Annotated in this window: 11 protein-coding genes; 4 read left to right on the forward strand and 7 right to left on the reverse strand. The window is 63.5% G+C overall.

Annotation, left to right across the window (positions count from 1 at the left end):
- Positions 1-162 precede the first annotated feature (162 nt).
- The 7 genes from IVA87_RS22335 to IVA87_RS22365 form a co-directional block, all read right to left on the reverse strand.
- Positions 163-1389: an ABC transporter substrate-binding protein gene (locus tag IVA87_RS22335; protein WP_247294579.1), complete on the reverse strand. Its 1227-nt coding sequence runs from the start codon at positions 1387-1389 to the stop codon at positions 163-165.
- A 121-nt stretch (positions 1390-1510) separates the two neighbouring features.
- Positions 1511-2746 (reverse strand): ABC transporter substrate-binding protein, encoded by a 1236-nt coding sequence (locus IVA87_RS22340; protein ID WP_247294580.1) that lies wholly within the window; start codon positions 2744-2746, stop codon positions 1511-1513.
- Between the two features lie 42 nt (positions 2747-2788).
- The gene (locus IVA87_RS22345; protein WP_247294583.1) at positions 2789-3805 is read right to left on the reverse strand and encodes a branched-chain amino acid ABC transporter permease; all 1017 of its coding nucleotides are present in this window, start codon (positions 3803-3805) and stop codon (positions 2789-2791) included.
- 2 nt (positions 3806-3807) lie between these two features.
- Positions 3808-4686, reverse strand: coding sequence for a branched-chain amino acid ABC transporter permease (locus tag IVA87_RS22350; protein ID WP_247277873.1), 879 nt, complete (start codon positions 4684-4686; stop codon positions 3808-3810).
- 221 nt (positions 4687-4907) lie between these two features.
- Complete coding sequence (locus IVA87_RS22355; RefSeq protein ID WP_247277872.1) at positions 4908-5621, reverse strand: ABC transporter ATP-binding protein; 714 nt, start codon at positions 5619-5621, stop codon at positions 4908-4910.
- Positions 5618-6415 carry an ABC transporter ATP-binding protein gene (locus IVA87_RS22360; RefSeq protein ID WP_247294586.1) on the reverse strand — a complete coding sequence of 266 codons (798 nt, stop codon included), beginning with the start codon at positions 6413-6415 and terminating at the stop codon, positions 5618-5620. The genes IVA87_RS22355 and IVA87_RS22360 overlap by 4 nt, the downstream gene beginning before the upstream one ends.
- Before the next feature lie 66 nt (positions 6416-6481).
- A complete protein-coding gene (locus IVA87_RS22365; protein ID WP_247277870.1) occupies positions 6482-7348 on the reverse strand; it encodes an IclR family transcriptional regulator in 867 nt (288 codons plus the stop codon).
- Positions 7349-7477: 129 nt separating this feature from the next.
- Here IVA87_RS22365 and IVA87_RS22370 point away from each other — a divergent pair, with 129 nt between their 5' ends.
- The 4 genes from IVA87_RS22370 to pimC all read left to right on the forward strand — a co-directional run bounded on the left by IVA87_RS22370 (position 7478) and on the right by pimC (position 13802).
- A complete protein-coding gene (locus IVA87_RS22370; protein WP_247334981.1) occupies positions 7478-9574 on the forward strand; it encodes a 3-hydroxyacyl-CoA dehydrogenase NAD-binding domain-containing protein in 2097 nt (698 codons plus the stop codon).
- Between the two features lie 125 nt (positions 9575-9699).
- The gene (gene pimA / locus IVA87_RS22375) at positions 9700-11382 is read left to right on the forward strand and encodes a dicarboxylate--CoA ligase PimA (protein ID WP_247334982.1); all 1683 of its coding nucleotides are present in this window, start codon (positions 9700-9702) and stop codon (positions 11380-11382) included.
- A complete protein-coding gene (locus IVA87_RS22380; protein WP_247300234.1) occupies positions 11379-12563 on the forward strand; it encodes an acetyl-CoA C-acyltransferase in 1185 nt (394 codons plus the stop codon). Before pimA ends, IVA87_RS22380 begins: the two co-directional genes overlap by 4 nt.
- 48 nt (positions 12564-12611) lie before the next feature.
- The gene (pimC, locus tag IVA87_RS22385; protein ID WP_247334984.1) at positions 12612-13802 is read left to right on the forward strand and encodes a pimeloyl-CoA dehydrogenase large subunit; all 1191 of its coding nucleotides are present in this window, start codon (positions 12612-12614) and stop codon (positions 13800-13802) included.
- Positions 13803-13927: the final 125 nt, after the last annotated feature.

Consider the following 13927-nt stretch of genomic DNA (forward strand, 5'->3'; position numbering starts at 1 on the left):
GCCAGCAAGGAGAACGCCCCGCCGGAGCTGTCGCAGCGGCGCGCTCTTTTTTTGAGGGGATGCGGAATATTCCGGCGCGCGAGATGCGATGCGCCGTCAATCAGCTGCGCAGAAGTTGTCTTGGAAATTGCAGGCTATTTTGAATTGCCGCGTTTGCAGCGCTCAGCGTCCGATCTCGCTGGAGATGATATCGCCGAACAGCTCCCACTTCTTGCCCCTGAAGCGCATCATCTGGAGTTGCTCGATCGGGGCGAAATCGTCCGGCGCGGTGTTGATCTTGATGCCAGGCAGCAGCGTATCGGGTTCGAAATCCTTCAGGCTTGCGGCCTGCTTCATGACGTTCTCGCGAGTGAGATCGTCGCCGCACATTTGCAGTACCTTCACCATGGTCTGCGCGGCGGCATAGCCGAACACCACGCCGGCATCGAGCTTGTTGGCCTTGGGGTCGTACTGGGCGAGGAAGTTGTAGAACTTCTTCATGCCGTCATCGGCGTTCCATTGCGGGTCGGAGCCGTCCTTGGTGTAGCTCGCCGACAGGACGCCTTGCGAGATCTCGAGGCCTGCCGGCTCCAGCACGCCGCCGACCGAGGCCGAAACGTTGGAGATGATCTGCATTGGATGCCAATTGATCTCCGCCGCCTTCTTGATCGCCTGCGCGGCGAATTTCGGGCTGGTGATGCTGATGAAGATGTCGGCGCCGGCAGCCTTCAGTTTCACGACGTGCTCGTCGACCGTCGGCTCCGACGTGTCATAGGCCTCTTCCAGCACGATCATCGAGGCCTTGGTGCCGAGGCCATCCTTCAGCCCCTTCAGATAGTCCTTGCCGAAATCGTCGTTCTGATAGAGCACGCCTATCTTTCCCTCCGGCTTCGCTTTCATGATGTACTTGGCGTAGATCCGCGCTTCGCTCGTGTAGCTCGGCTGCCAGCCCATGGTCCATGGATATTGCTTGGGATCGTTCCACTTCGATGCGCCGCTCGCCACGAACAATTGCGGCACCTTTTTCTCGTTCATGTATTTGCGGATTGCACCGTTGGTGGAGGTACCGAGCGAGCCGAAGATCAGCAGCACGCCGTCGTTCTCGACCAGCTTGCGCGCCTGCTCCACCGTCTTCGGCGGCGAATAGGCGTCGTCATAGGAGATGAACTTGATCTTGCGGCCGTTGATGCCACCCTCGGCATTGATCTTGTTGAAATAGGCCTCCTCGGTCTTGCCGATTGCGGCATAGGCGGAGGCGGGGCCGCTATAGGGCATGATGTTGCCGATCTTGATCTCGGTGTCGGACGCGCCGGTGTCGTATTTCTTTTGCGCCAGCGCCTCGCTGCTCATTGCAGTGCACAATGCGAGCGCGGCCGACAGGGCCGCAACCTGAAAACGAACGGCGGTCATTGTTCTCCCACCCCGAGATGGATCGGCGCCGCATTGAACAAGATTGGCGCCTTCCGTCAACAAAAAGCCCCCGCGATCGTTCGCGGGGGCTTCTTCAGGGCTCGGCTATCGCGTCAGCGTGTCACTCGGAGGCGACGTCGCCGCTGATGATCTCGCCGAACAGTTCCCACTTCTCACCCTTGAAGCGCTGCATCTGAAGCTGCGAAATCGGGGCGAAGTCGGTAGCGCTGGTATTGATCTTGACACCGGGCAGCAGCGTGTCTGGAGCAAAGTCCTTCAACGATGCCGCCTGCTTCATGATGTTGGCGCGGGTCAGATCGTCGCCGCACATTTCCAGCACCTTGGCCAGTGTCGACGCTGCGCCATAGCCATAGACCATGCTGGTGTCCGACTTATCGGCACCCGGCATGTACTTGTCGACGAACTCGTTCCACTTCTTCATGCCGGGATCGTTGGCCCACTGCGGATCGGTCGAATCCTTGGCATAGGCCGCAGACAGCACGCCCTGGGCATTCTCGAAGCCGGCCGGCTTCATCACGCTGCCGACCGAGATCGACACGTTGGTGAGGATCTGGAGCGGCTTCCAGCTGAGCTCGGCGGTCTTCTTGATGGTCTGGGCTGCAAACTTCGGCGTGGTGTAGATCAGCAGCACGTCGGGATTGGCGGCCTTGATCTTAACGATATGACCGTCGATCGATGGCTCGGAGACCTCGTAGCTCTCTTCCATGATGATCATGGACGAGGCCTTGGCGCCGAGTCCGTCCCTGGTGCCCTTGAGGTAGTCTTTGCCGAAATCGTCGTTCTGGTAGAGGATCGCGACCTTGGCGTCCGGCTTCTCCTTCATCAGCCATTTCGCGTAGATCTGCGCTTCGCTCTGGTAGGAGGGCTGCCAGCCCATGGTCCAGGGGAAGTTCTTCGGATCGTTCCACTTGGTGGCGCCGGTTGCGACGAATAGTTGCGGGATCTTCTTGGCGTTGAGGTATTTCTGGATCGCCGTGTTCGACGGCGTGCCGAGCGGATTGAAAACCAGCAGCACCTCGTCGCTCTCGACCAGCTTGCGCACCTGCTCGACAGCCTTCGGCGGCGAATAGCCGTCGTCATAGGTGACGAAGTTGATCTTGCGGCCGTTGATGCCGCCTTTGTCGTTGATCATCCTGAAATAGGCTTCTTCGGTCTTGCCGATGATGCCATAGGCCGACGCCGGACCGCTGTAGGGCATGATGTTGCCGATCTTGATCTCGGTATCGGACGCGCCGGTGTCGTATTTCTTTTGGGCGAGTGCAGCGCCGGAGGTGAGGGCAATGGCCGCCGTTGCCGTGATCAGCGCGGCGGCTCGCAGTGTTCTTCCAAAATGCAATTCGTTCTCCTTGGTTAAAACGACAGACTTGACGAGAGGGATTCAGTTCTTTCTGAGCTTGCCAGCGAGTTGCTGGCCCAGAATCGCGATCTGCCTTGCGCCATGCGGCACGAGGTAGATGACGAGGAACAGGAGCACGCCGAATACCGCACCCGAGAGACCCTTGGAGATGCCTTCCGCGATGTTCGGCACGAAGATGATGAAGGCCGCGCCGACGATCGAGCCGGGCAGCCAGCCGACGCCGCCGACGACCATGCCGAGGAACAGCGAGATCGCGAGCGTGATGGTGTAGCTGTCGGGCGCCACGAACTGCACGGCGATGGCGCCGAGTGAGCCGGCGATACCGGTGATGGCTGCGGAGACGCCGAAGGCCAGCGTCTTGTAGAGCGCGACGTCCACGCCCATGGCGGAGGCCGCGATCTCGTTGTCGCGGATCGCCATGAAGGCGCGGCCCGAGCGGGAGCGCAACAGGTTCACCGCGAAAATGTAGATCGCGATCGTGACCACGAGCGTGAAGTAGTACAGCCACATGTCCTGCGACATCGGCAGGCCGAACGGCGCGTCCGGCTTGGTGACGACGAGACCCTGCACGCCGCCGGTCCAGTGCTCGAGGAAGTTCAGCTTCAGAAGCTGCGGCATCGCGGTGGCGAGCGCGAAGGTTGCGAGCGCGAGATAGACCCCGGAGAGCCGCAGCGCCGGCTGCCCGAACAGGAAGCCGAAGGCGAAGCAGACCACGCCGGCGATCGGCAAGGTCAGCGCATAATTGACGTTGAAGTGCTCCATCAGCACTGCGGTCGTGTAGGCGCCGACGGCGTAGAACGCGCTCTGGCCAAGCGAGAACTGGCCCGAGCCCCCGGTCAGGATGTTCAGTGCCAGCACCGCAAGTCCGTAGATCAGGAGCATCGTCATCTGGAAGATGATGAAGTTCTTGACGAAGACGGGCGCGATGAGCAACGCCGCGAGCACCACCAGCGAGGTGCCGGTGCCCAGCGTCATGGCCCGTTTCGGAACGGCCTCGACGGCTGGCGCTTCCGTTACGACATCTTCAACTGCGCTCATGATCAAACTCGCTTGACGATGTGCCGGCCGAACAGGCCAGCGGGTTTGACGACCAGGACGGAGATGATCAGCGCGAGCGCGATCGGAAGCTTTAGCTCGTTGCCGACGCCGGGAATGTAGGTGCCGGCGAGATTCTCGAAGACACCGACCAGGAAGCCGCCGACCACGGCGCCGAACGGGCTGGTCAGCCCGCCGAGCACCGCCGCAGCGAAGCCGTAGATCAGCACGCCGCCCATCATGTTGGGCTCCAGGAACACGACCGGGGCGATCAGCATGCCGGCGATCGAGCCGATCGCCGAGGCCATGCCCCAGCCCAGTGCGATCATCCAGGAGGTGTTGATGCCGACAAGGCGCGCCGATTCAGGCACCGAGGCGGCAGCGCGCATGGCAAGGCCGATCCGCGTGTACTGGAAGAAGAAATAGAGCCCGAGCAGCAGCAGCACGGTGACGCCGATCATGCCGGCCTGGTGGGTCGAGATCAGCTGGCTGCCGAGGAACGGGGCGGAGCCGAACGGGGTCGGGTACTGCTTGATCGTGAAGTCCCAGATCAGGCCGGCCGAGGAGTTGATGATCGCGAACAGCGCGATGAAGCCGGCGACGTTGGTCAGCACCGGCGCCTTCGCCAGAGGCTTGAACAGGATGCGTTCGATCGCGATGCCACCAATGAACGAGAAGATCAGCGTGATCAGAAAGGCACCCCAATAGGGCACGCCCCATTGCATCAGCTGCCAGGAAATGAAGGTCGAGAACATCGCCATCTCGCCTTGCGCGAAGTTGAGATGGTCGATGGCCTGGTAGATCATGACAACGGCCAGCGCCATGCAGGCATAGATGGCGCCGGTGGCGATGCCGGCCAGGACTTGGTTGGTAAAAAGCTCCATCGTCCCGGCTCCCTAAAACTTGCCCGATTGGGTTTGAACTGCAACGGCGTCGAACGTCCACCTCTCCCGCAGGGAAAGGTCGGCGCGAAGCGCCGGGTGAGGGGTTTTGGTCTTCCGGTGAAGCTGCGGCCCCTCACCCGATTTGCTGCGCAAATCGACCTCTCCCCGTTGGGGAGAGGTGTACGGAGAGCGCGGGTGATTCCTTGCCATCATCCGCTCCCTCAGTAACCCAGATAGGATTTGCGGATTTCTTCGTTGTTCGCGATGTCCTTGGCTTTGCCGGACATCACGATGCGGCCGGTCTCGATCACATAGGCCTGGTCGGCGAGCTCGAGCGCGAGCTGGGCGTTCTGCTCGACCACCAGGATCGACACTTTGTCCTCGCGGTTGATCTTGCCGAGGATGCCGAACAAATCGCGCACCACCAGCGGCGCGAGGCCGAAGGAGGGCTCGTCCAGCAGCATCAGCCGCGGCCGCAGCATCAGCGCGCGGGCGACCGCGAGCATCTGCTGCTCGCCGCCGGAGAGCGTGCCGGCCTGCTGGGTGTGCCGCTGCTTCAGCACAGGGAAATGCGCGTACATGCGCTCGATGTCGGAGACGATGCCGGCGCTGTCCTTGCGGGTGATGGCCCCGAGCTGGAGGTTCTCCTCCACCGTCATGTTGGTGAAGGTGCCGCGGCCCTGCGGCACATGGGCAATGCCGAACCGCACGATGCTCTCGGTGGAGCGGTTGTTCAGCGGCTTGCCGTCGAACTCGATGCCGCCGGTCGAGCGCACCATGTTGCAGATCGCGCGCAGCGTCGTGGTCTTGCCGGCGCCGTTGGCCCCTAACAGCGTCACGAGCGAGCCCTCGTTTAGCGAGAAGGACAGGCCATGGAGCGCCTGGACCTGGCCGTAATAGGCACGCAGGTCCTTGACGTTGAGCAGCGTCGTCATTGGTCCTTGCTCCCGAGATAGGCCTTGATGACGTCGGGGTCCGCCTGCACCTGGGCGGGCGTGCCTTCCGCGAGCTTCTTGCCGAAATTGAGCGCGACGACGTGGTCGGCGATCGACATCACGAGACCCATGTGGTGCTCGACCAGGAGCACGGTCATGTGGCGATCGTCGCGGATGCGGCGGATGAGGTCGCCGAGCACATGGACTTCCTCGTGATTGAGGCCGCCGGCGGGCTCGTCGAGCAGCAGGATCTTCGGGTCCGCCGCCAGCGCGCGCGCCAGCTCGACGCGCTTCTGCGTGCCGAAGGGCAGGCCGGAAACCACGGTGTGGGCGACGTCCTCGAGATCGAGATAAGCGAGGATTTCGTGCACCTTGTTATTGACGCTGGTCTCGCTGCGCCGGACCCAGGCCAATCTCAGGGAGTCGCTGATGATGTCGCTGGAGGTCTTTGAATGGGCGCCGACACGGACATTGTCCATCACCGAAAGGTTCGGAAACAGCGCCACGTTCTGGAAGGTGCGGCCAATGCCGATCTCGGCGATCCGGTGCGGCGGCCGCGACAGGATGCTGACGCCTTCCATCAGGATGTCGCCGGACGACGGCTGGTAGAGCCGCGACAGGCAGTTGAAGAGCGTGGTCTTGCCGGCGCCGTTCGGGCCGATCAATCCGAGGATCTGCCCCTTGTGCATGTTGAAGGACACGCCGTTGAGCGCGATGATGCCGCCGAACACGACGCTGACGTCGCGAACCGCGAGCAGGGGCGATGTCCCCTGCGCGAGCTGTGCCTGCGTCATCTCGTCTCGCCCACACCGATCAGTGGGCGAAGGGGCGATGCGAACCGCTCCCGCTGATGACAAAGGCTATCTGAATCCCTCGGCCACACGCGCAACTTTTCCTCCTGATTTCAGCTTTTTGCTGACGTCTTTTTTTGAATGCGGCATCAGACCCCCGAGTGCCGCTTCGATGTTCCTTACCATCGCAAGCAGACGCGGTCCAATGTCGTTGATCAAACGCTCTTCCGTGAAACGGAATGCGGGCGCGCCGCAATTGAATGCGTAGGGCCCGGTTCCGTCGTTGAGCTTGAGCGCGACGCCGGCGGCGCCGATGTCGTCGTGCCAGTCGCCGACGGAAATCGCAAAGCCATATTTCGCCACGGTCTCGCCGGAGCGTTCCAATCCGTCGCGCATCTTCGGCCAGCGGCTGCCGTAATGCTCGCGCAGCAGACGCGACAGTTCTGCGCGATCGTCGGCATCGAGCGCCCAGAAATAGGCGCGACCCATCGCGCTGGTTGCAATCGGCACGCGGGAGCCGACGTCAAGTTGAACGCCGACGGTCTCGCTGCCGCGGCTCTGCCCGAAATAGATCATGCTGTGGCGGTCGCGGCCGCCGACGGCGACCGCGCCGCCGGTCGCGCGCATCACTTCCTCGCGGAACGGTTCGGACAAATGCCGAACACCGAGATTGGCGAGCGCCGCATAGCCAAGCGACATCGCGGCCGGTGTGAGCTGATACTTCTCGAAGCGGGGAACCGGCGCAAGATAACCGAGCTTTGTCAACGTGTAGGTCAGGCGTGACACGGTCGGCTTGGGCAGATTTGTCCGCGCCGCGATCTCCTGATTGCCGAGAAGGCCGTCATTGGGTTCGAATGCGCGCAATACGTCCAGTCCGCGGGAAAGCGCGACGACGAAATTCCGGTCGGTCGCAGTCTTCTTTCCTGTACGCTTCATCCCTGATCTGCTTCTTGCGCGGAGTCGTTGACAACGTCCGTGCTTCAAAATAACCCTGCCGTCAAGATGCGGAATTAAATTCCGCACCGCGAAATCGAACAAAAGTTAATCCCACCAAGGAGGGACACCGTGAGCGAAGTGGTCAAGCTTGAGCGTCATGATGAAGTCGGCATCGTCACGGTCGACAGCCCTCCAGTCAATGCGCTGAGTGCCGCGGTCCGCAGCGGCATTTTGGAGTGCGTCAAGGCTGCAATCGCCGATCCCGGCATCAAGGGCATCGTGCTGACCTGTGCCGGCCGCACCTTCATTGCGGGTGCCGACATCACCGAATTCGGCAAGCCGCCGAAGCCGCCCGCCCTCAACGACGTGCTGTCCGAGATCGAGAACTCGCCGAAGCCGGTCGTTGCAGCGATCCATGGCACCGCGCTCGGCGGCGGCCTCGAGGTCGCGCTCGCCTGTCATTACCGCGTCGCGGTGAAAGAGGCCAAGCTCGGCCTGCCCGAGGTGAAGCTCGGCCTGCTGCCCGGCGCGGGCGGCACCCAGCGCCTGCCGCGCGCGGTCGGTCCCGAGCTCGCCGTCAAGATGATCGTCGGCGGCGATCCCATTGGCGCTGCGGAAGCGCTGAAGAACGGGTTGATCGAGGAGATCATCGAGGGCCCGGCGTCGGGCGGCGAAGCCTTCGTCCGCAAGCTGCTGGCCGAGAAACGTCCGCTGCGCCGCCTGCGCGACGACGATTCCAAGCTCGCGGCCGCCAAGGCCGATCGTTCCATCTTCACCAATGCGGTCGCGGCCATGACCAAGAAGTCGCGCGGCCTGGAAGCGCCGTTCGCAGCGGCCGACGCCGTCGGCTACGCCATCGACCTGCCGTTCGAAGAGGGCCTGAAGAAGGAGCGGGAAGGCTTCCTCAAGCTCGTCGCCAGCGATCAGTCCAAGGCGCAGCGCTATGCCTTCTTCGCCGAGCGCGAAGCCGCCAAGATCGCGGGCATCCCTGAAGGCACCAAGCCGCGCCCGGTCAACCGTGTCGCCATCCTCGGCGCCGGCACCATGGGCGGCGGCATTGCGATGTCGTTTGCCAATGCCGGCATTCCCGTCACCCTGATCGAGACCGGGGAAGAGCAGCTCAAGCGCGGCATGGGCGTGATGCAAAAGAACTGGGAAGCGACCGCGGCACGCGGCGGCATCCCGGCCGATGCGCCTGCCAAGCGCATGGCGCTGATCAACGGCAAGGTCGGGATCGAGAACGTCGGCGATGCCGACCTCGTCATCGAGGCCGTGTTCGAGACCATGGCGGTGAAGAAGGAAGTGTTCGGCAAGCTCGACCAGTTCGCCAAGCCCGGCGCGGTGCTCGCCTCCAACACCTCGTATCTCAACATCGACGAGATCGCGAAGTCGACCAAGCGTCCGCAGGACGTTCTCGGGATGCACTTCTTCTCGCCGGCCAACGTCATGAAGCTGTGCGAGATCGTGCGCGCCGACAAGACTGCGCCCGATGCGTTGGTCACCGCTGTCAATATTGCACGCAAGATCGCAAAGGTGCCGGCCGTGGTTGGCGTGTGCGACGGCTTCGTCGGCAACCGCATGCTGGCGCAGCGCGGCAAGCAGGCCGAGAAGCTGCTGTTCGAAGGCGCTTTGCCGCAGCAGGTCGATGCCGTCGTGACCAAGTTCGGCATGCCGATGGGACCGTTCGCGATGGGCGATCTCGCCGGCCTCGACATCGGCTGGCGCTCGCGGAAAGATCGCGGCATCAAGTCGGAGATCGCGGATGCGCTCTGCGAAGCCGGCCGCTTCGGCCAGAAGACCGGCAAGGGCTACTACAAGTATGAAGGCGGCAGCCGCGCGCCGCTGCCCGATCCCGAGGTCGAGAAGCTGATCGACGAGACGCTGGCCCGCCTCGGCCGCAAGAAGCGTGTCGTCAGCGACGAGGAGATCCTCGAGCGCATGATGTATCCGATGATCAACGAGGGCGCGAAGATCCTCGAAGAGGGCATTGCGGCACGCCCCTCCGACATCGACGTGGTCTGGCTCTACGGCTATGGCTGGCCGATCTACCGCGGCGGCCCGATGTTCTGGGCCGACAGCGTCGGCCTCAAGCACATCGCCGACCGCTTGTCGTTCTACGCCAAGGAGACCAACGACCCGAGCCTCGAGCCCGCGCCGCTCCTGAAGAAACTCGCGGATGAGGGCAAGACGTTCGCGTCGCTGGCGGCTGCGTCGAAAGCGGCTTGATGGAGCTTCGCGCTCCAACTCTCAGTCATTCCGGGGCGCCCGCAGGGCGAACCCGGAACCTCGAGATTCCGGGTTCGATGCTTCGCATCGCTCCGGAATGACGCTTTGTTGGACTTGAGACCTTAATGACCCATCCCGGCGAACAGTTTTATCCCGAGGGCGTGCATTGGGACGACACCATCGTCCAGGGCACGCTGCCCGACCTGCTGTCGCAGGCCGCCGCCGATTACGGCGCGCGCACCGCGATCGAGTTTCGCGACCGACCCATCACTTATACCGCGCTTGCCGCGATGGCCGAGCGCGCCGCCGCGGCCTTCCTGCGCGCCGGCTGTGGCAGGAACAGCTCGGTCGCACTGTTCCTCGGCAACACGCCCGATCATCCCGTCAGTTTCTTCGGTGCGCTCAAGGCCGGCGCCCGCGTCGCGCATCTGTCGCCGCTCGACGGCGAGATCGCGCTGACCCACAAGGTCGCCGATTCCGGCTCGCGCCTGCTCGTCACCTCCAACCTTGCCGCGCTGCTGCCGACCGCGCTGAAATTTCTGGAGAAGGGGCTGATCGATCGCCTCGTCGTCTGCGAGGACGACGATTGGGGCAAGGTCGGCACGCCGCAGGCGGCGATCCCCGATGATCCCCGCATCGTCACGTTCAAAGCCTTCGTGGAGGGCGCGGCCGCGCCGGCCGAGTGGCCGAACGTGACGGCCGAAGACGTGGCGCTGCTGCAATATACCGGCGGCACCACCGGCCTGCCCAAGGGCGCGATGCTGACGCACGGCAATCTCACCGCGGCGGTGTCGATCTACGACGTCTGGGGCAAGCCGGCGCGCGCCGCGCGCGGCGATGTCGTCGAGCGCGTGATCTGCGTGCTGCCGCTGTTTCACATTTATGCGCTCACCGTCGTGCTGCTCTCCTCGCTCCGCCGCGGCAATCTGATCTCGCTGCATCAGCGCTTCGACGTCGAAGCGGTGATGCGCGACATTGAGATCAAGCACGCGACGTACTTTCCGGGCGTGCCGACGATGTGGATCGCGATTGCGGCGCTGCCCGACCTCGACAAGCGCGACTTCTCCTCGCTTGCTACCATCGGCTCTGGCGGTGCACCGCTGCCGGTGGAGATCGCGAGCTTCTTCGAGCGCAAGGTCGGCAAGAAGCTACGCAGCGGCTGGGGCATGACCGAGACCTGCTCGCCCGGCACCGGCCATCCGCCTGTTGGTCCCGACAAGCCGGGTTCGATCGGTCTGATGCTGCCGGGCATCGAGCTCGACGTGGTCGCGCTGGACGATCCCAGACGCGTGCTGCCGCCGGGCGAAGTCGGTGAGATCCGCATCAAGGGCCCGAACGTCACCAAGGGTTATTGGAACAAGCCGGAAGGGTCCGCGGAGGCCTTCGTCGACGGCCGTTTCCTCACCGGCGACATCGGCTACATGGATCAGGACGGCTATTTCTTCCTGGTCGACCGCAAGAAGGACATGATCATCTCCGGCGGCTTCAACGTCTATCCGCAGATGATCGAGCAGGCGATCTACACCGTCCCCGGTGTGCACGAGGTGATCGTGCTCGGCATTCCCGATCCCTATCGCGGCGAGGCCGCCAAGGCCTTTATCAAGCTGAAGCCGGAAGCCAAACCGTTCTCGCTCGACGAGCTGCGCACCCAGCTCGCTGGCAAGCTCGGCAAGCATGAATTGCCGGCCGCAGTCGAGTTCGTCGACGATCTGCCGCGCACGCCGGTCGGAAAATTGTCGCGCCACGAATTGCGCCAGCAGCAGAAATCGTCACAATCCACCAAAACCGCATCAGGAGGTCGCTCTTGACCGACGCCGTCATCGTTTCCACCGCCCGCACGCCGATCGGCAAGGCCTATCGCGGCGCGCTCAACGCCACCGAGGGCGCGACCCTGCTCGGCCACGCCATCGGCGAGGCCGTCGCCCGCGCCAAGGTCGATCCCAAGGAGGTCGAGGACGTCGTGATGGGTGCAGCGCTCCAGCAGGGCGCGACCGGCGGCAACATCGCGCGCAAGGCGCTGTTGCGCGCCGGCCTTCCCGTCACCGTCGCCGGCACCACCATCGACCGGCAATGCGCCTCGGGCCTGCAGGCGATCGCGCTCGCGGCGCGCTCGGTGATCTTCGACGGCGTCGAGATCGCGGTCGGCGGCGGCGGCGAGTCGATCAGCCTCGTGCAGAACGACAAGATGAACGGCTTCCACGCCCAGGATCCGGCGCTGCTCAAGATGAAGGGCGAGGTCTACATGCCCATGATCGACACGGCCGAGGTCGTCGCCAAGCGCTACGGCATCTCGCGCGAACGCCAGGACGAATATTCGCTGGAGAGCCAGCGCCGCACCGCGGCCGCGCAGCAGGGCGGCAAGTTCAAGGACGAACTCGCGCCGATCACCACGCAGATGGCGGTTACCGACAAGGCGACCGGTACGGTCTCGATGAAAGAAGTCACGCTGTCGCAGGACGAAGGTCCGCGTCCGGAGACCACCGCTGAAGGCCTCGCCGGCCTCAAGCCCGTGCGCGGCGACGGTTTCACCATCACCGCCGGCAATGCCAGCCAGCTTTCCGACGGCGCCAGCGCCTCCGTCATCATGAGCGACAAGGAAGCGGCCAAGCGCGGCCTCAAGCCGCTCGGCATCTTCCGCGGCTTCGTCTCCGCCGGCTGCGAGCCGGACGAGATGGGCATCGGCCCGGTTTTCGCCGTGCCGCGCCTGCTCAAGCGTCATGATCTCACGGTTGACGACATCGGCCTGTGGGAGCTCAACGAGGCCTTCGCGGTGCAGGTGCTGTATTGCCGCGACAAGCTCGGCATCGACCCCGACAAGATCGTCAATGGCGGCGCGATCTCGGTCGGCCATCCCTATGGCATGTCGGGTGCGCGCCTCACCGGCCACGCTCTGATCGAAGGCCGCCGCCGCAAGGCGAAGTACGCGGTCGTCACCATGTGCGTCGGCGGCGGCATGGGCGCGGCGGGACTTTTCGAGGTGTTGCAATAGTTCACCGTCTGGCTTTCGCCAGGACGACGAAGCTCACAGGAGGATCCGATGGATCTCGCATTCACGAAAGAAGAGCAGGCGTTTCGCGAGGAAGTGCGGCAGTTCTTGCGCGACAACGTGCCGCCGGATACGCGGCGCAAGCTGGTCGAGGGCCGCCACCTCTCGAAGGACGAGATGGTGACATGGTGGCGCATCCTCAACAAGAAGGGCTGGGGCGTCAGCCACTGGCCGAAGGAATATGGCGGCACGGGGTGGACAAGCGTGCAGCACTACATCTTCAACGAGGAGCTGCAGTCCTATCCGGCGCCGCAGCCGCTCGCCTTCGGCGTCAGCATGGTCGGCCCGGTCATCTACACCTTCGGCAACGAGGAGCAGAAGAAGAAGTACCTGCCGCGCATCGCCAATGTCGACGATTGGTGGTGCCAGGGATTTTCGGAGCCCGGCTCCGGCTCCGATCTCGCCTCGCTGAAGACGAAAGCCGAGCGCAAGGGCGACAAATGGATCATCAACGGCCAGAAGACCTGGACCACGCTGGCCCAGCACGCCGACATGATCTTCTGCCTCTGCCGCACCGATCCCGCCGCAAAGAAGCAGATGGGCATCTCCTTCATCGTGTTCTCGATGAAGTCGAAAGGCGTCACCGTGCGTCCGATCCAGACCATCGACGGCGGCGTCGAGGTCAACGAGGTTTTCTTCGACGACGTCGAAGTGCCCTACGAGAACCTGATCGGCGAGGAGAACAAGGGCTGGGACTACGCCAAATTCCTGCTCGGCAATGAGCGCACCGGCATTGCCCGCGTCGGCGTCTCCAAGGAGCGCATCCGCCGCATCAAGGATCTGGCGTCGAAGGTCGAGTCCGGCGGCAAGCCGATCATCCAGGATCCCGCCTTCCGCGAGAAGCTCGCGGCCTGCGAGATCGAGCTGAAAGCGCTCGAGCTGACCCAGCTTCGCGTCGTCGCCGACGAAGGCAAGCACGGCAAGGGCAAGCCCAATCCGGCTTCGTCCGTGCTGAAGATCAAGGGCTCCGAGATCCAGCAGACCACCACCGAGCTGTTGATGGAAGTGATCGGCCCGTTCGCCGCGCCTTACGACCTGCACGGGGATGACGGCTCCAACGAGGCCATGGACTGGACCGCCCAGATCGCACCGAGCTACTTCAACAACCGCAAGGTCTCGATCTACGGCGGCTCCAACGAGATCCAGCGCAACATCATCGCCAAGGCGGTGCTGGGGCTTTAGCGTCATTCCGGGGCGCGCGTCAGCGCGAACCCGGAATCTCGCGCCACATCTCTGGATTCCGGGTCCACGCGCTACCGCGCGTGTCCCGGAATGACGAAGCATAAATTCCGGGTACGAGGAACCAA

This window comes from Bradyrhizobium sp. 147 (assembly GCF_023073935.1).
In the GTDB taxonomy this organism is placed as follows: domain Bacteria; phylum Pseudomonadota; class Alphaproteobacteria; order Rhizobiales; family Xanthobacteraceae; genus Bradyrhizobium.

Excerpts from the sequence above, each read along its gene's own strand:
- IVA87_RS22335 (WP_247294579.1), bottom strand. The coding sequence starts at position 1,389 with ATGACCGCCGTTCGTTTTCAGGTTGCGGCCCTGTCGGCCGCGCTCGCA.
- IVA87_RS22345 (WP_247294583.1), bottom strand. The coding sequence starts at position 3,805 with ATGAGCGCAGTTGAAGATGTCGTAACGGAAGCGCCAGCCGTCGAGGCC.
- IVA87_RS22350 (WP_247277873.1), bottom strand. The coding sequence starts at position 4,686 with ATGGAGCTTTTTACCAACCAAGTCCTGGCCGGCATCGCCACCGGCGCC.
- IVA87_RS22355 (WP_247277872.1), bottom strand. The coding sequence starts at position 5,621 with ATGACGACGCTGCTCAACGTCAAGGACCTGCGTGCCTATTACGGCCAG.
- IVA87_RS22360 (WP_247294586.1), bottom strand. The coding sequence starts at position 6,415 with ATGACGCAGGCACAGCTCGCGCAGGGGACATCGCCCCTGCTCGCGGTT.
- IVA87_RS22365 (WP_247277870.1), bottom strand. The coding sequence starts at position 7,348 with ATGAAGCGTACAGGAAAGAAGACTGCGACCGACCGGAATTTCGTCGTC.
- pimA (WP_247334982.1), top strand. The coding sequence starts at position 9,700 with ATGACCCATCCCGGCGAACAGTTTTATCCCGAGGGCGTGCATTGGGAC.
- pimC (WP_247334984.1), top strand. The coding sequence starts at position 12,612 with ATGGATCTCGCATTCACGAAAGAAGAGCAGGCGTTTCGCGAGGAAGTG.